The sequence below is a fragment of the Pseudomonas sp. MM227 genome, assembly GCF_947090715.1.
GTDB classification, from domain to species: Bacteria; Pseudomonadota; Gammaproteobacteria; order Pseudomonadales; family Pseudomonadaceae; genus Aquipseudomonas; species Aquipseudomonas baltica.
Genome location: NZ_OX352319.1, coordinates 3,547,501 through 3,564,016, shown reverse-complemented (window position 1 = coordinate 3,564,016; position 16,516 = coordinate 3,547,501). Strand labels below are relative to the sequence as shown.

General features: G+C 62.5%; 12 protein-coding genes, 1 tRNA gene and 1 pseudogene. 9 read left to right on the top strand and 5 right to left on the bottom strand.

Annotated elements, in window-relative coordinates:
- Positions 1-77: 77 nt before the first annotated feature.
- Positions 78-1,267: pseudogene (locus ONG87_RS16165) on the bottom strand (ATP-binding protein).
- Positions 1,268-1,385: 118 nt separating this feature from the next.
- The gene (locus ONG87_RS16160; protein ID WP_264381642.1) at positions 1,386-3,518 is read right to left on the bottom strand and encodes a bifunctional diguanylate cyclase/phosphodiesterase; all 2,133 of its coding nucleotides are present in this window, start codon (positions 3,516-3,518) and stop codon (positions 1,386-1,388) included.
- A 186-nt stretch (positions 3,519-3,704) separates the two neighbouring features.
- Here ONG87_RS16160 and ONG87_RS16155 point away from each other — a divergent pair, with 186 nt between their 5' ends.
- Positions 3,705-4,784 (top strand): MBL fold metallo-hydrolase, encoded by a 1,080-nt coding sequence (locus ONG87_RS16155; RefSeq protein WP_264381641.1) that lies wholly within the window; start codon positions 3,705-3,707, stop codon positions 4,782-4,784.
- Between the two features lie 12 nt (positions 4,785-4,796).
- Here ONG87_RS16155 and ONG87_RS16150 read toward each other — a convergent pair whose 3' ends face one another.
- Positions 4,797-5,708, bottom strand: a complete 912-nt coding sequence (locus tag ONG87_RS16150) for a formate/nitrite transporter family protein (RefSeq protein WP_192054538.1) — start codon at positions 5,706-5,708, stop codon at positions 4,797-4,799.
- 104 nt (positions 5,709-5,812) lie between these two features.
- The gene (locus ONG87_RS16145) at positions 5,813-6,694 is read right to left on the bottom strand and encodes an alpha/beta hydrolase (protein ID WP_122474941.1); all 882 of its coding nucleotides are present in this window, start codon (positions 6,692-6,694) and stop codon (positions 5,813-5,815) included.
- Between the two features lie 219 nt (positions 6,695-6,913).
- On the opposite strand from ONG87_RS16145, the gene ONG87_RS16140 reads away from it, so the two are divergent.
- The 8 genes from ONG87_RS16140 (at position 6,914) to ONG87_RS16105 (ending at position 15,636) form a co-directional block, all read left to right on the top strand.
- Positions 6,914-7,897: a 2-hydroxyacid dehydrogenase gene (locus ONG87_RS16140; protein WP_264381640.1), complete on the top strand. Its 984-nt coding sequence runs from the start codon at positions 6,914-6,916 to the stop codon at positions 7,895-7,897.
- A gap of 206 nt (positions 7,898-8,103) precedes the next feature.
- Positions 8,104-10,041: an FAD-dependent oxidoreductase gene (locus ONG87_RS16135; RefSeq protein ID WP_264381639.1), complete on the top strand. Its 1,938-nt coding sequence runs from the start codon at positions 8,104-8,106 to the stop codon at positions 10,039-10,041.
- Positions 10,042-10,170: 129 nt separating this feature from the next.
- Positions 10,171-11,064: a nitrilase family protein gene (locus ONG87_RS16130; RefSeq protein WP_122475674.1), complete on the top strand. Its 894-nt coding sequence runs from the start codon at positions 10,171-10,173 to the stop codon at positions 11,062-11,064.
- Positions 11,065-11,139: 75 nt separating this feature from the next.
- Positions 11,140-12,267, top strand: a complete 1,128-nt coding sequence (locus ONG87_RS16125; RefSeq protein ID WP_240998662.1) for a hypothetical protein — start codon at positions 11,140-11,142, stop codon at positions 12,265-12,267.
- Positions 12,268-12,280: 13 nt separating this feature from the next.
- Positions 12,281-13,267 carry an asparaginase gene (locus ONG87_RS16120; protein WP_264381638.1) on the top strand — a complete coding sequence of 329 codons (987 nt, stop codon included), beginning with the start codon at positions 12,281-12,283 and terminating at the stop codon, positions 13,265-13,267.
- A gap of 80 nt (positions 13,268-13,347) precedes the next feature.
- Positions 13,348-14,016 carry a UPF0149 family protein gene (locus ONG87_RS16115; protein WP_264381637.1) on the top strand — a complete coding sequence of 223 codons (669 nt, stop codon included), beginning with the start codon at positions 13,348-13,350 and terminating at the stop codon, positions 14,014-14,016.
- 104 nt (positions 14,017-14,120) lie between these two features.
- Positions 14,121-14,197 (top strand) — tRNA-Val (locus tag ONG87_RS16110).
- 146 nt (positions 14,198-14,343) lie between these two features.
- Complete coding sequence (locus ONG87_RS16105; protein WP_185795113.1) at positions 14,344-15,636, top strand: sensor histidine kinase; 1,293 nt, start codon at positions 14,344-14,346, stop codon at positions 15,634-15,636.
- 250 nt (positions 15,637-15,886) lie between these two features.
- Here the strand turns inward: ONG87_RS16105 and ONG87_RS16100 are convergent, their stop codons facing one another.
- Positions 15,887-16,447: a hypothetical protein gene (locus ONG87_RS16100; RefSeq protein ID WP_122474916.1), complete on the bottom strand. Its 561-nt coding sequence runs from the start codon at positions 16,445-16,447 to the stop codon at positions 15,887-15,889.
- Positions 16,448-16,516 lie beyond the last annotated feature (69 nt).

Below are 16,516 nucleotides of genomic sequence, written 5' to 3'. Positions count from 1 at the left end.
GGCAGGGTGTGGAGGTAGGGCGATGCTACCATCGCCAGCCGTCGTGCCGGCCACTTTCCGCGTAGCAGGCCCAGGCCTCAGTCGCGGTCGGTGTTCACGGGCAGGTGGAAGCTGAACTGCGTACCGTCTTCATCGCTCGACGCGACTTCCAGTCGACCGGCGTGTGCCAGGGCGATCTGATAGGCAATGTACAAACCCAGTCCAAGGCCTCCGCGGGGCTGCGCACACTGGGCCGGGCAAAGGGTTTGAACAACTGCGAGCGCACGTTTTCAGCGATCGCCGGCCCCTGATTATGCACCGACAGGGTGAATGCCTGATTGGACAGTCGGCCGCACACGCGCACCTCGCTGTCCGGAGCACCGTGGATGATCGCGTTGGACACCAGGTTGGAAAGCAGTTGGCCAATACGCTCCTTGTCGCACAGCACGCCTTGCAGATCATCGACATCCATCGTGATGACCCGGTCGGGGTGAATGCGCTGCAGCTCGGAGACCACGTGCTCCAGGCTCCGCGTCAGGTCGGCGTCGGGCTGCAGGTCCACCACGATGCCGGCACCGAGTCGTCCACGGGCAAAATCCAGCACATCTTCGATCAGCTGCGAGGCGCGACGTGCACTGGTCTGGATATGCTTGACGATACCCAGGCTGCGCTCATCGGTGACGCGTCGCTGCAACAGCTCCGAGCCGGCGTTGATGGCAAACAGCGGATTGCGCAAGTCATGGCCGAGCACCGCAATGAACTGATCACGCAGATCGGCCATTTCACGCTCTTCCAGCAACGCGGTAGCCGTGCGCTGGTGCTGTTCTTCATTCTCCATCTGCAGCGACAGCAAACGCGAGAACGATTCCATCATGGGTTCGATGGTGCTGCCTTTGAGGCAGGTAGGCCGTGGATCGAGCGCACAGATGGTGCCGAAAAAGCTGCCATCGGCGCGGAATATAGGCGTCGATATATAGCTTTCGAACTTGTAGATGCGCGGAGTGTGATGGTTGCAGTACACCTCGTCTTCGCTGACCTTGTCGATGATGACGGTCTGCTGACTGACGCGTATCTCGTGACACAAGGTAGTGGTCACGTCCAGTTCGTCGCCGACACCCAGGCCAAAGCCGATGCTGTCGAGCACCGCGCACGTGGTCCACGAATCTTCGGTAACTCTGGCTACCGCTGCAAAACGCATCCCGGTGGTTTCGCAGATGACCTGCAGGATTGCCGGGACCGCGTCGATACGCGCGAGGGTGGCTATGTCGGCTGCTGCAGTCGTGCCCATGGAGTGTCCACTGTGGTTGCGCATGCCGGAACCATTGGCTGGTCGTGTCCGGACGGTACACCGATTCTAGCGATGCCGCTCGAGCCTGTAAAAAAATCTTGAGTCCGCACGGCTTATATCAGCTGTAATCACATGCCTGCGGTACCTCACGAACCCTGCGCGAGGCGCTCTGCTGCTTGAGCAATGGCTCCAGCGCCAGGTGATCCAGAGCGGTGCTCAAATGATCACCCTGTACCTCTGCGCATCCTTCTTGCTGCAGGCAGAGTAGCCGTTGCTCGGTATCGACACCGGCGCCGATCACACGAACACCCATGGCCTTGCCCAGGTCGATCATGCCGCGCACCATGGCGCGGTCCCTCGGGTTGTCGCTCATGCCGGCCACGAAGCGTCGTTCGATCTTCAACCCATCGAAGGGATACAGACGCAGGTATCCCAGGGAGCAGTAGCCACTGCCGAACTCATCGAGAATCAGCCCGGTACCCAGTTCCTTCAGTGCGGTCAATGCACCTACGGCACCGTCGGCACAGCCCAGCATGACCTGCTCGGCAACCTGCACCTGCAGACGGCTGGCAGGCAAGCGGGCTTCTGCCAGCGCGTCCCGAACATCGCGAGAAACATCGCCGCGGCTGAAATGCGCCGGTGCCAGGCTCAGCGACACGGCAATCGACTGTGGCCAATGGCGCGCTGCCTTGCAGGCCTCGCCCAACATCCAGCGGCCGATCGCTACGATCAGGTCGCTGCGCTCGGCCAAAGGCAGGAAAACGTCCGAGGTGAGCAAGCCTTCGACCGGGTGCTGCCAGCGCAGCAGTGCCTCGACCGCGACCACTCGGTCGGCCTCGGCGCTATACCTGGGCTGAAACTGCAGCAGCAGTTGTTCATGGCGTATGGCTGATGCCAGATCGGTTTCCAGTTGCCTGAGCTGGTTCTGTCGGTCCAGCGCCGGGACAAAATGCTGCCAGCTGCCGGCGCCTTGAGCCTTGGCCTGACGCAGGGCGACGTCCGCGCAGCGCTTCCACTCGCTGGCATCGCCACGTGCGGGCCGGTCGTGAACCACGCCGATATTCACACCCACCTGCAGCTGTCTGATGCCATGCGCGATCGGGCGCTGGATGTTGTCGATCAGGCGCTGACAGAAATGCTCGATCTCGATCATCTCGTCGATGCTGGCCAGCACGAGCATGAACTGCCCGGCGTGCAGGCGGGTCACTAGATCATTGCTGCGCGTGCTGTCGCGCAAGCGACTGGCGACTGTGCGCAGAACACATTCGCGTGCGGGCTTGTCCAGGGTTTGCTGCGCTGCGTCAAACCCTTCCAGGTCCAGCAGCAGCACGGTCAATGGCAGCGGACGCAGGCGATCGGCCAGGGTCTGGTCGAGGAACCGCGTCAGGGCATGCTCATCACCCAGGCCTGTCACGGCATCGTGGGTGGAGCGGTGAGCCAGCTGGGCCTGGGCGCTGACATGGTCGGTGACGTCGACCACCGTACCGCGGTACCCGACCACGCGTGATTCGTGGACGATGGGCCGCGCTGCAATGCGACTCTGGCGGGTCTGTCCCGCGCTGTCGCGGTAGCTGCAGCGCAACTGACCAGTCCCTGCTGCTGCGGCGGTGTTTCCCAGCTGTTGCAGCCATTGGCCCGGAGGCAGGGTTTCGCACTGCAACAGCAATTCAATCGGCTGGCCCAGCCAGGCATCACCTGCCAAACCGGTGGAAGCGGTAAATTCCGATGAAAGATAACTGACCCGCAGGAACTCGTCGGTCTCCCATATCCAGTCCGAACTGGCGCTGGTCAGGTCTCGCAGGCGCTCTTCGCTCGATTGCAGGGCTCGATGCTCGTTCTGCAACCGCGCATGGTCCTGGTCGATTTCGCGCAAGCTGCGCAACGTCCTGAGCAACAGCCCGCCAGAGACGATCAGCACGACGAGCAACAATGCGGCAATCGTCGACGGCGACATGGCCCAGAGGGGTTCGCTACCCGGCGGTGGCGTCTGGAGGGGCAGTCCTGTGCCGGTATCTTCTAGAGAGATCAGCGGCCGACCACTGTTTTCGCCCAGATCGCGCTCGCCACTCACACTGTCCGCGCCGACCGTTTCTGCCGATGGGTTGCCGGCGCGTTCCACCGAGCCGGGAACGCCGAGTACGGCGCCGCCGGCAATCAGCACGCTGGCAAGGATGGGCAGCACGAACGCCAGCACCAGAAGCCGTGCGCGGCGTGAATAGCGGGAAGGGTTGGCGGCATCAACAACATTCATGAGCAGCGGTCCTTGCGAACAGACGTTTCTTGAGCTCATCTGGACGGTTGCGCCCGCGACATGGTTCCCGATGGGCGACCAAGCGCCGGATGCAGTCACCGTCCCGGCGCTCGGGGCCGGGCACGGGCTTCTCACGCCAAGCCGAAAGCGTATGCTGTAGCACGCATCTTCCAGCCAGAGGGCTGCATGAATATTCCACTGCTTTTCGGAGTGCTTGCGCTTATGACGTCGTTTTCACCTAACGCCGAAGAACTGCCAACCTCGTTGCGCGAGGACGGCCAGTATCGCAATCAGGTGGTCCTGCCCAAGGACGGCTTCATGAAGAAGCTGCGCATCGGCATCAAGTACCTGCTGTTGAGCAAGCCGCCAGGAACCCGTCCGCAGGCAGCGTTGCCAGTCGAGCGCCTGTCTCGCCAGCAACTGCTGGCGGCGCCGGACTACAGCCTGTGGCGGTTGGGGCACTCGACCGTGCTGCTGAAGATGAATGGCCAGTTCCTTTTGACCGACCCGGTCTTTTCCGAGCGCGCCTCGCCTGTCCAGTGGGCGGGCCCATTGCGCTTCCACCAGCCGCCGATCAGCATCGCCGACCTGCCGCCGATCAAGGCCGTCATCCTTTCCCACGACCACTACGACCATCTGGACGAGCACGCGATCAAGGCGCTGGCAGACAAGACCGAGTACTTCCTGACCACCCTGGGCGTGGGCGACCGCCTGGTCGACTGGGGCGTGCCCGCCAGCAAGGTGCGTCAGCTGGACTGGTGGCAGGAAACCGAAGTGGGCGGGTTGCGTCTGGTGGCGACCCCATCGCAGCATTTCTCCGGGCGCAGCCTGTTCGACAGCAACGGCACGCTATGGGCATCGTGGGTGATCATCGACAAGGACTTCCGGCTGTTCTTCAGCGGCGATACCGGTTACTTCCCGGGCTTCAAGCAGATCGGCGAACGGTTCGGGCCCTTCGACCTTACCCTGATGGAAACCGGTGCCTACAACGTCGCCTGGCCGAACGTGCACATGCAGCCCGAAGAATCCCTGCAGGCGCACCTGGACCTGCGCGGCAAGACGCTGCTGCCGATCCACAATGGGACCTTCGACCTTTCCATACACGATTGGCACGAACCTTTCGATCGCATCAGCGCACTTGCGCAGGCCAAGAGCGTGCCGTTGAGCACGCCGCGCATGGGGGAGCGGGTCGACATGCGCAATCCCCAGGCCGGTGTGCACTGGTGGGAGCAAGTCGATTCACCGGCCCCCGTGGCTACACCGTGATTCAGCCCGGGCTCAGGCGTCGGCGTTGGGTTCCTTGCGCGCCTTGCCTTGGCCATCGTCCTTGGGCGGCAGGCCGCTTTCGCTTCTGATCTGCGCATGGCTGATCAGGGCGAAAATGAAGCTGCCGCCGATGATGTTGCCGGCCAGCGTCGGTGCGGCAAAGTCGAGCCAGAAGGCTTTCCAGTCCAGCTCGCCGGCCCATACCAGGTAGGAGACCTCTGCCGAACCCACGACGATGTGGGTGAAATCGCCCAATGCCATCAGGTAGGTGACCAGGATGATGATCCACATCTTGGCGCTTTCCTGCGAAGGAATCATCCAGACCATGGTGGCGATCATCCAGCCCGAAATGATGCCTTTGGAAAACATCTGCGACAGGTCGTTTTCCATCACCTTGCGGCCGATGTCGAGAAAGGCGACATCGGTCTTGGCATCGAAGATGGGCAAATGAAGCATGACGTAGGACACCAGCAAGGTCCCCGCCAGGTTACCCGCCAGGACCACGCCCCATAGTTTGAACAGCCGGCCGAAATTGCTCAGGCTCGGCTTGCTCATGATCGGCAATACGGCCGTCAGGGTGTTTTCAGTGAACAGTTGCTGGCGCGCCAGGATCACTGCAAGAAAACCGGCCGAGTAACCCAGGCTGGCAATGACCTTGCTGGTTTCGCCGTCGGGCAGGCGCGAATTGAACAGACCCATGGCCATCAGCGACAGGCCCATAGTCAGTCCGGCGGCCAGGGCCGACCACCACAGGGCGGCTACCGTACGTTCGAGTTCGTGGTCGCCCTGTATACGAATGGTTTCATGCAGCACCGCCGCACGGGGCGGTTGATTCTCATGGACCTCGGCTTTTTCGTCGGCCGACAGTCCAGGGGTCTTGCCGTCTTCTTCAGAGGCATCAAGGCTGGGTTCGTGCTTTTCCATGGAGGTTCCTGCGAATGCGCTGGCGCGCGTGCCCGGTGCACGGCTGCCACAGCACAGACCTTCAGGGCGCTGAATAAGTTGCGTCACCCCACGCTTTGCATCCACTACAGACCGAACACCTCACGCAGCGCCTCGGCATAGGCCTGGCTACCCAACGTCATGCTGTTGTTGTGCGTGCCACCTGGTACCAGCAGCAAGCGTTTGGGCTGGGCAGCGGCATCGAACAGTTCTTGGCTGAAACGCGGCGGTACATAGCGGTCGTCCAGGCCATGAACGATAAGCACCGGTATCCCGATGTCGCCGATCTTGTCGATGGAGTCGAATTTCTCCGACATGATCCAGCGCACCGGCAGCGACGTATTGGCCACGGCCGCTGCGGCAGCGGCCAGATCGGTGAAGGTGGACTCCACGATCAGCCCGGCCGCCTTGGGCTCGTCACCTTCGGCCAGATGCTCGGCCAGATCCACGGCGATCGCACCGCCCAGCGAATGACCATAGATGAATCGGCGCTCGGCGTTGGGCTGAAACTGCACCAGCCGTGCCCAGGCAGCCTGGGCGTCCTGGTACACGGTGCGTTCCGACGGCAACTCGCCGGGGCTTTCGCCGAAACCGCGGTAGTCGATGGCCAGCACCGAGAAGCCCAGCTCGCGCAGCTGACTGATGCGCCTCACTTGTGCCGTCAGGTTCCAGCGGGTGCCATGCAGATACAGCACCGCCGGCGCATCGGCGCGCGATGCCGGCCACCACCAGGCGTGCAGGTACTGGGTGCTGCTCAAGGCTTTCTCGACCGGAATCTGCAGCTCGGTCACCCCGGACGGCAGTCCCGAATACCAGCTCGCCGTGCCTGGTTCGATGTTGAACAGCAATTGCCGCTCCTTATAGGCCAGTTGCGAGCAGCCATACGGCAAGCCGATACCTATCGCCAGAGCCAGCAGCAGAAAGGGAAGCCAGCGCCGACGACGGGGCGTGGTGGTAGGTGTTGCCATGCATGCACACTCCAGACGGGTCTCTTCACTGGACCGGAACGCACTGCAGGCTGTTCATTGCAAATTGATTTCAAGCGGTGTCAGGTACCGTTCGGGACGGTTGCCCGGTGCCTAATGCGAACGCTCTATTGCCATGACCGAGCCGATATTCTACTGTCCGCCGACTACCAATGTTTGCGCTACCATTGCGGGCAGCGTTTCGACACAAGAGGGCGACACATGAAAATCGTGATGGTGGGAGAGGCCGCGACACACCGCGAGATGCTTGCCGCAGGCCTGGACTGCCCGGCGCAGTTCGTTGCGCTGCCCCGTGAGGCCCATGAATCGGCTGCCTGGGACGCGCAGATCGAAGGCGCCGACGTGCTGGTCTCGATGCGCTTCCAGCGCAGTGGCGCCGCACCGGCGTTCCGCCTGTTGCAGGTACCCGGCGCCGGCCTGGATGGCATCGACTTCGCAGCGCTGCCGCTCGCTGCCACTGTCTGCAATGTGTTCGAACATGAAATCCCCATGGCTGAATACGCCCTGGCTTGCATGCTCGAACACCAGATCGAGCTGGCGGATCTTCGTGCGCGCTTCAGTACCGAACACTGGACGGGTGCCTACCTGAAGCGTCAGCCGCGCGGCGAGCTGTTCGGCAAGACGGTCGTCATCGTCGGCTTTGGCCGAATCGGCCAGGCTGTTGCCACCCGTGCCCAAGCTTTCGGCCTGCGCATCATCGCCATTTCCGCTCGCGCCAACGGCGGACGTGTCGAAGGCCCAATGGACGAAGCGTACACCCCCGATGAGCTCGACCAGGCACTCACGCGTGCCGATTTCGTCATCCTCACCTGCCCATTGAACGAGCGCACCCGCGGCTCGTTCGGCGCTACGCAGTTTGCCGCAATGCGCCAGGATGCCGTCCTGATCAACATCGCCCGCGCCGCCGTGATCGACCCCCACGCGCTCTACCATGCCTTGCGCGACAGCCTCATCGCCAAGGCTTACCTGGACGTGTGGTACCGCTATCCCAGCGGCGACACCGACCCGGTCGCGCCAGCCGAATACCGTTTCGAAGACCTCCCCAACGCCTACTGCACCCCCCACGCTTCCGGCTGGACCCACGGCCTGTTCGAACGCCGCTACGCCTTCATCGCCGCCAACATCAACCGGCTGCACCAAGGCCAGCCCCTCCAGAACGTCGTTACAAACCCCCGTCCCGTCTAACACCCGACGCGGCGACACACCCGGCCCCCTGTAGCAGCGGCGCGAGCCGCGTCCGGCCACACCGCAACTTCCCTGAACCACCGCACCTGCTTCCCACATACGCCCCAAATCCTTCCTACACCGCAGCCCCCCAATCCCTCTGCCTGGACGCACCGCGGCTTCGCACACTGACGCCTCCTCAATCCGACCGACAAGGACTGTCATTCATGACCATCGGCTCATCCCACAACCATCCCGCCGACATCGCAGCCGCCGTGCAAAACCCCGCCAGCCTGCCGTGGGCCGCCCGCTTTCCCAACCCTCCGGATCTATGCTTCGACTACCGCCGCCTGCTCGAACAAACCGGGGGCATCGCTCACGCAGGTAACGCACAACACCGCATCTGCATCATTGGCGCGGGCGTCGCAGGGTTGGTGGCAGCTCGCGAACTGCTGCGCTGTGGCTTCGAACGCATCACCTTGATCGAGCAGTCGCGCCGCCTCGGCGGACGTCACCTCACCGTGCAGGTCGACAGCCCTCAATCCACGCCCTCGACGCCTTTCGAAATGGGCGCCATGCGCATGCCCTTTTTCAATCGCACCGGCGAGGCGCCTGTGGACGGCCGCTCATTGATGGCCTACTACGCAGGCCTGTACGATCTCAAGACCTCAGACTTCCCGAATCCCGGCACGCCCTTCGTACACTCCACCGGCATCTATCTGCGCGAAGGTCGCCTGGCAGGGGAAACCGAACCCCAACTGCTGATCTGGAACAATCCCGACGGCAGCACACCGCCACCTACCGCCGTGCTGCAAGCCGTCCACCAGAAATGGAAGCTGTTCGCCGAGCGAATGGCGATGCAGGTCGCCGCCGTGTTCGGCAGTCAACAGTGGCCCGCCTTGTGGTCTGCGATTGTCACGCGCTACCAGCATGTAGCGTTCCGCGAGCTGGTTCGCGCTCCTTGCGTACCCACTTGGGATCCCAGCCGGCCGGGCGACTTCGGTGGTCTGGGCATGTCGGCCGCCGAATCGTCGATCTTCTACGCCATCGGCATAGGCGATGGCAGTTGGGGCGCTTTCTACGACGTGTGCAGCCTTTATCCACTGCGCACCGCGATATTCGGCTTCAGCAGCCATTTGCAATTGGTACACGGCCGTGTCGATGGCCAAGGTATGCCGCTACCAGCCCCGTTCCTCACCGAGCACGCCGTGACTGACTCCAAAGGTGTGGCGTTCGCCACACCTCGCTACCTGGGTCTGGCTGCATTGGATGAGTGTCTGATGTTCATGCCGCTGGGGGAGGGGGCTCGCTCGCCTTACGAACGATTGCGCGAGCAGCCTGCTGGCCTGATCACCGACAGCCCGGTGAACAGCCTCACGCGACTGGCCGACGGCAGCATAGAAGTGGGTTACCGCTGGCACCAAAGCGACGCGCTGGCCAGCCGGCAGGTGAAACAGAGCTTCGACTCGGTGATCGTCACGGTGCCCTCCTGGATCCTCGAAACGCGAATCCAGGTGGCTGGTTTCACCTCGGCCATGCTGCCTCAGGCCACCATCGATGCCTACAAGACCGCGCACTGGGAAACCAGCTGCAAAGTCTACGCGCCGCTGAAGAAAACCTTTCTCTCGGCCAGGCGTGACATACCGCAGATACTCGTCACCGACAGTTTCGTGCACGACGTCTATGCCTACCGCTACAACGACAACTATGCCTATGACTGCATCCTGCTCAGCTACACCTGGGAGGACGATGCGACCAAGCTGGCGGCGTTCAGCGACGCCGAGCTGGTCGACAACTGTGTGCGCGAGCTGGACCGCATCTTGATGCGCTGCAGCAACGTCGGCACGCGCATTTCCCCATTCATCGACACGGCCAACGCACGCGTGCAGCGCTGGGTCACTGACCGCAATGCGCTGGGCTGCGCCAAGCTTTACCGGGCAGGTGCGTATCAGGATGCGGTCGGGCTCATGAGCTACAACCGCGATTACAGCCGTCTATCCGGGCTGTACCTCGCAGGTGAATCGTTTTCGGTCGACGCCGGCTGGACCGAACCGGCCATGCGTGGCGCCGTGGACGCGGTGATCAACCTCTGCGCCAACCAGGGCGCAGTGTTCAACGCCGGGTTCGACCTGTCTCATTACCCTCGGTATGGCACCGAGTCCTGAACGACTTTGTACCCTCTTGTCCTACCTGCCGGATTAATCCTACAGATGCTTGGGAAGCGTCCGGTTCTATGATCTGAACGAATGCGTTTCTATGCGGAGGCAATCCAAAAACAACAAGAAGGTGCCTCCATGTCCTCTGTTTCCGCTATCAGCCCCGTGCGGGTCGCTGTCGTTCAGTTCGATCCACAATGCGGTCTCGAGCATCGCTCGTTCAACCTCTCCCATAGCCTTCACCTGGCCCAGCGCGCGGTCGCGGGAGGCGCTCAACTGATCGTGCTGCCGGAGCTGGCCAACACCGGCTACGCCTACCGCAACCGCGAAGAAGCGTTCGCGTTGGCCGAGGCCGTGCCCGAGGGCCCCAGCGCGCAGGCCTGGATCGAGTTCGCGCGCGAACATAAGGTCTATCTCGCCGCCGGCCTGGCGGAGCGCGACGGGCACAAGCTTTACGACTGCGCAATGCTGGTGGGGCCCGACGGCTTCATAGGCAAGTACCGCAAGGCTCATCTGTGGAATCTCGAAAAGCTCTGGTTCAGTCCCGGCGACCTCGGTTTTCCAGTGTTCGAAACGCCCATCGGGCGCATCGGGCTGATGATCTGCTGGGACGTCTGGTTTCCGGAAGTGCCACGCCTGCTGAGCCTGCAGGGCGCCGACATCATCTGCAGCCTGAACAACTGGGTCTGGACGCCGCCGCCGCTGTTCGACGAAACCGGCAAATGCATGGCGTCTTACCTGACCATCACTGCAGCGCACGTCAACAACACGTTCATCGCTGCAGCCAATCGCATCGGTACCGATCGCGGCGATCGCTTCCTGGGCTGCTCATTGATCGCCGGTACCAACGGTTGGCCGCTCAGCGAGGTGGCCGGAGCCGAAGAGGAAACCATCCTCTATGCCGACGTCGACCTCGTGTCCGCACGCAGCGCGCCGATCTGGAACAGCCTCAACGATCTGCCGCGCGACCGTCGGGTCGACCTGTATGGCTCGATGCTGGGCTATGACCGTCACGCCGCGCTGCCGCGCTGAGGAGGGCTGGCCATGCAATCCTCTCTGCAAGACACACCAACCCGCGCATCCAGCGGGACTTTAACTGGCCTGTTGATGCTGTCGCTGGCCATTACCCTGACCGTCATCAGCGGCAAGCTGCTGGCCATCGACGCACTGTGGCCCAGCTATGGCGACATGATGGCTAACTTGCACCACCCAGCAGCCTGGTGGCGCTGGGTGGTGGGTGATATCAGCGAAGTCGCGTTCTACAAGCATGAGTTTGCCTCCATCGGCCTACTGGCAGGTGCCGGACTGGGCTGGTGGGCCAATCACACCGGCAAGCGCTGGCAAGGCTTCGCGATCTGCTACGGCACCGGGCTCTGGCCATGGGTGGTGACCAGCTCGCTGCTCGGCCTGGGTCTGGGCAATCTGCTCTGGGGATGGACACTTTCGGCCGATACCTGGCAGCCGACTTTCGTCGCGTTCGTGTCCATGCCGGCGGCCACGGTGCTGCTGTTCGGGCGTGGCTGGCGCGTGGCGCTTACCGGGGCCGTGATGGGCGCCGTGCTGATCACCCCGGCCTGCCTGCTGATCGTCAAGTACGTGTGTACCCCGCTGGCATTGCCAGTGGTGATCGGCAATGTTACCGGCATGGCAGTGGGCAGCGTAATCGGCTTCCTGCTGTGCAAGCGCTTCCCGGTTCTGGTCAGGCCCGACGCGGCGCCTGCGCAAGCGCCACCGGTGGTGGCTTCTCCGGCCAACTACGGCCTGCGCTGGACCTTGCGCCGTATCCTTGCGGATTTCTCCGAGGCCCCGTTCTTCGGCAACGAATGGGCCAGCCTGGGGTTGGTGCTGGGGGCGCTGCTGGCGCTGATGCTCAATCCGGCCAGTCCGTTCTACGGTTCCGGTTGGCTGTTGCAGCTGTTGGCGGCGCAAACCCTGGCCTCGGCGCTGGGTGTGCTGATCTGGCGCCGTCAATGGATTGCTCGCGGCTGGTATCCGACCTACATTCCCGTCGTCTCGGTAGCCCCCGCCGCGATTCTGGTCCATGGTGGCAGCCTGCCGGTGATCATCCTCAGTGCCGCATTGGGCGCACTGCTGGCGCCGCCCCTGGCCGTCGCCATCAGCCAGCGGCTGCCGTCCTACATGCATGGCTACATCGGCAACGTGCTGTCCATGGCAATCAGCACCGTGCTCATCCTTCCGCTGATCGGTCTGATCATCGGCAGCCCAAACCTCTGACGGAGTACCGCCCATGGCTCTACCCAGACTATCCGTAGGTGCCCTGGGCGGCACCATCAGCATGCAGACCCAGGCCACTGGGGCAGGTGTTCAACCCAGTTTGAGCGGGCAGGGCATGGTGGACCTGCTGCCCGAGTTGACGTCGCTGGCCGAGGTTCAGGTGCACACACTGAATCTGCTGCCCAGCGCCTCCTTGAGTTTCCAGGCCTTGCTCGAGGCCCTGGAGTGGGCCCGTAGCTGCATCGCGGCTGGAGCCGTCGGGGTAGTCTTGAGCCAAGGCACCGATACCCTGGAAGAAGCCGCTTTTTTCCTCGACCTGCTGTGGGATCTCGACGAACCTCTGGTACTGACGGGCGCCATGCGTGCGGCCTCGCATTGCGGTGCCGATGGCCCGGCGAACCTGCTGGCTGCAAGTCAGGTGGCGCTGGCCGAACACAGTCGCAGGCGTGGCGTGTTGGTAGTGATCAACGATCAGGTGCACGCGGCGTCCCGGGTGCGCAAGGTCGCGGCATTGGCCATGGATGCCTTCGCCTCGGCACCCTACGGGCCGATTGGCCTGATGATCGAAGGTCGGGTGCACTACGCCGCCGCGCCTGCAGCGCGCTGCTGCCTGCCGTATCCCACCCGAACCGATCACACCGTGTTGCTACTCGAAGCCACACTGGATGCAGACACCCTGCTGCTCGACAGGGTCGTCGACGCCGGGTATCGGGGCGTGGTCATTGGCGGTTTCGGCGCCGGGCATGTATCGCAGCGCTGGGCCGCCAGCCTGCACGTCATTGCCCGGCATATGCCGGTCATAGTGGCCACTCGCACGGGCAGCGGGCCAACGGCCAGCGGTAGTTACGGCTTCGCGGGAGGCGAGCTGGACCTGCAGGCGAAGGGCGCCGTGATGGGTAGATTTCTCTGCCCGCGCAAGTGTCGGATCCTGCTCTGGATGCTGGTCGGTAGCGGCCAAGAGCACGACATCACGCGTTACCTGAGCCAATTGGACAACTGATCGGCGGCAGATCCGGGGACATCGTCCACGCTGGCGGCTACAATGCGGGCATTCTTTTTGATGACCCGACCGAGCAGACCATGGCCTACAACATCAGCAATGACGCGCTGACCGACGCACAACTGGATTACGTGGAAGACGTACTGGGGCAATACGCCAGCGAGAAATCGGTCGGCAGCATCTCCGAGCTCGATGGCTTTTTCACAGCCATCGTTTCGTGCCCTCAGGCAATCGCTTTCGACGACTGGTACGCAGCGCTGTGGGGTGGGCCTGATCAGTTGCCGGTCTTCAAGGATGACAAGCAGTTCGAGAAATTCTTCGACCTGCTCATCCAACACATGAACCAGTTGGCCATGCTGCTGGAAGAAGACTTCGAAAACTTCGCGCCGATCTTCAACCTGTTCGACGACGAAGAAGTGGTCAGCGTCGAGGACTGGTGCTATGGCTACGAACGTGGGGTGGTGGTCGGTGGCAGCTGGCTCGACATGCCCGACCAGGAGCAGGACCTCCTGGCGTTGATCACGCTGCACACCCAAGGTGTCGACCTCTTGAAACATGACGCATCAGGCGAGCAACTGGACGCCGAGGAGGCCATGGAGATGATCCAGATGGCCGCCATTCGTCTGCACCAGTACTGGTTCGAGCGTCGTCCGGGCAAGACGCCCATCACCGGCGAAACCAAGACGGGCCGCAACGATCCCTGCCCCTGCGGCAGCGGCAAGAAATTCAAGCAATGCTGTCTGCATTGACCTGCGCATCGAGTACGTACGTTGCAAGTGAGTGATTTTTTTACGATTGGCGGCAAATTGCCGTTGACAGTGGCGCCTCAATCCGTAAAATTGCGCGCCACAGCAGGCACGTAGCTCAGTTGGTTAGAGCACCACCTTGACATGGTGGGGGTCGTTGGTTCGAGTCCAATCGCGCCTACCAAACAAAATCCGCTCTGCTGGGCGGTGCAGAAGGGCGATCCGGAAGGGTCGCCCTTTTTCGTTCATGCGCAATATGCTTGCACATGCTTGCCGCCTTGGCTCGCCGCGCGCATTATCGCCAATCAATTCCTCAACCTGGCCCTTTGCATGTCCCACAGCCCGGCCCCATCGCCTATCGACGAGTCCGAACGCCTGGCTGCGCTCGAACATCTGGGTGTGCTCGACAGTGTCCCGGAGCCGGGCTTCGACGACATCGTCCAGTTGGCGACTCAGCTCTGCGGGACACCCATCGGCCTGGTTTCTCTGGTGGACCGCGAGCGTCAATGGTTCAAGGCGTGTGTCGGGCTCGACGTTTCCGAGACCCATCGCGACCTGGCGTTCTGCGCCCATGCCATCCTCGCGCCCGATACCGTGATGATCGTCCAGGACACTCATCTTGACCTGCGCTTCAAGGGCAGTCCGCTCGTGTTGGGCCCTCCCTATATTCGCTTCTATGCGGGCGCGCCGATCATCTCGCGCCAGGGCTTGGCACTGGGCACGGTGTGCGTCATCGACACCGTGCCGCGCACGCTGGATGCGGCGCAGTGCAGCGCTCTGCAGGCTCTGGCACGGCAAACGGCTGCGCAATTGGAGTTGCGCCTGCTCAACGCCGAGCGCGAGCAACAGACCCTTGCCTTGTCCCGGCAGCTCGACAACGTGCTGGGCGAGCACCAGCAAACCCTGCAGACCCTGCGCCACGCCCAACGGGTTTCCTCGCTGGGCCAACTCACCGCGGGTATCGCCCACGATTTCAACAACCTGTTGCAGGCCGTCAGTGCCAGCTTGCAGATGACTCGCCTCAAGGCACGCAAGCCCCTGGAAGTCGAACGCCTTACCGAAATCGGCCTGCAGGCGGTACGGCAGGGCGCGCAATTGATTCATCACCTGCTCGCCTTTGCCCGCCGCGAAGAACCCAGCGTGCAGGCGGTCGTACTCGACGAGCGGATCGAGCACAACAGTGACCTGTTCGGTCGCGCGCTCGGTACGGCGACGAAGGTGCAGCTGGATCTGCAAGCGCCAGCGCAGGCGGTGATGTGCGACGCCCATCAATTGGATGCTGCGTTGCTCAACCTGCTGGTCAATGCGCGGGATGCGCTGCGCGGTGCCGGGCAGATCCGCGTGGCCACCTGTGAACGTGTCGTCTGCGGCGACGCCCAACTGGCCGACGGCACCTACCTTTGCCTGAGCGTTGCCGACGATGGGCCGGGCATCCCGGAAGACGTACTGGTACAGGTCTTCGAACCGTTCTATACCACCAAGACTGCCGGGCAGGGCACCGGGTTGGGGTTGTCGCAGGTGTACGGTTTCGCGTCGAGCGCAGAGGGTATCGCACGTATCGAGAGCCGGCTGGGCGAGGGCACAACCGTTACCCTCTGGCTACGACGCGTAGCAGCGGTATAGCGAATCACTTACACGCTGTGGCTCCAATCGCCTCTATTGCGATCATCGTCATCCCAGTAATCTAGCCTCACTAACTGAGACGAAGGATGCGACTCAGGGTCAGGGAGGACCGGCCATTGCAAGGAAGCTGCTGACAGGATGTTGGAATGGCTAGACAAAAAACCCGCTTCGGCGGGTTTTTTGTTGGGCGCTGTTTTGTCCTGCGCACAGCAAACCCCCTGCCACAGCCGGGCAGGGTGGGCCGATTCCGTTACTTGCCAGTCACGATACGCTTGACCATGGCCGCATGACCCGTCTGGTCGCTGGCGCGCGAAATCACTTGGACAACCGACATGGTCGGTCCCGAGCCGGCCACGAAGGTGGTCGTCATGGTTGCGCCGCCGCCCATGGTCGCGGTGCTGTCGATTTGTTCCACGCCCAGCTTTCGCAAGGTGATACGTTTTTCCGCAGTCTTCTTGAAGTCAGGCAACGCAGTCGCCTGTTGCTTGATGAAACCTGCCGTCGCGCCCGTCAGGAACTCATCATCGTTGTCGGCGGCATGCCCACCCTTGGGAATGGGCAGTTCAGTGGTCACCACCACGCGTCTTTCGCTTTCATTCATGTACATCATGCCCTTGGCACCTGCAGCTTCGCTTTTCGGATCGGCAGGTGGCAGCGGGTTGGCGGTGTACCCCGCAGGCAGGGTGAACATGAACTTGCCGTCGAGCGTCTTGACGGTCTGCGCTTTCGGGGCGCTCGGTGCTGGCTTGGCAGCCCAGGCCACGTTGACCAGGCCCAGCGTGAAAGCGAGAAACAGGCAAGTGCGGCGCATCGACGAAACTCCAATAAGGTCAGGACTCGGATCCTACTCCAGACCCATGGGCTTGAGAACGTGCGTGAA

What these genes read in the sequence shown, in the direction of transcription:
- ONG87_RS16160 (WP_264381642.1), bottom strand. Translation starts at nt 3,518, where the DNA reads ATGAATGTTGTTGATGCCGCCAACCCTTCCCGCTATTCACGCCGCGCA.
- ONG87_RS16155 (WP_264381641.1), top strand. Translation starts at nt 3,705, where the DNA reads ATGAATATTCCACTGCTTTTCGGAGTGCTTGCGCTTATGACGTCGTTT.
- ONG87_RS16150 (WP_192054538.1), bottom strand. Translation starts at nt 5,708, where the DNA reads ATGGAAAAGCACGAACCCAGCCTTGATGCCTCTGAAGAAGACGGCAAG.
- ONG87_RS16145 (WP_122474941.1), bottom strand. Translation starts at nt 6,694, where the DNA reads ATGGCAACACCTACCACCACGCCCCGTCGTCGGCGCTGGCTTCCCTTT.
- ONG87_RS16140 (WP_264381640.1), top strand. Translation starts at nt 6,914, where the DNA reads ATGAAAATCGTGATGGTGGGAGAGGCCGCGACACACCGCGAGATGCTT.
- ONG87_RS16135 (WP_264381639.1), top strand. Translation starts at nt 8,104, where the DNA reads ATGACCATCGGCTCATCCCACAACCATCCCGCCGACATCGCAGCCGCC.
- ONG87_RS16130 (WP_122475674.1), top strand. Translation starts at nt 10,171, where the DNA reads ATGTCCTCTGTTTCCGCTATCAGCCCCGTGCGGGTCGCTGTCGTTCAG.
- ONG87_RS16125 (WP_240998662.1), top strand. Translation starts at nt 11,140, where the DNA reads ATGCTGTCGCTGGCCATTACCCTGACCGTCATCAGCGGCAAGCTGCTG.
- ONG87_RS16120 (WP_264381638.1), top strand. Translation starts at nt 12,281, where the DNA reads ATGGCTCTACCCAGACTATCCGTAGGTGCCCTGGGCGGCACCATCAGC.
- ONG87_RS16115 (WP_264381637.1), top strand. Translation starts at nt 13,348, where the DNA reads ATGGCCTACAACATCAGCAATGACGCGCTGACCGACGCACAACTGGAT.
- ONG87_RS16105 (WP_185795113.1), top strand. Translation starts at nt 14,344, where the DNA reads ATGTCCCACAGCCCGGCCCCATCGCCTATCGACGAGTCCGAACGCCTG.
- ONG87_RS16100 (WP_122474916.1), bottom strand. Translation starts at nt 16,447, where the DNA reads ATGCGCCGCACTTGCCTGTTTCTCGCTTTCACGCTGGGCCTGGTCAAC.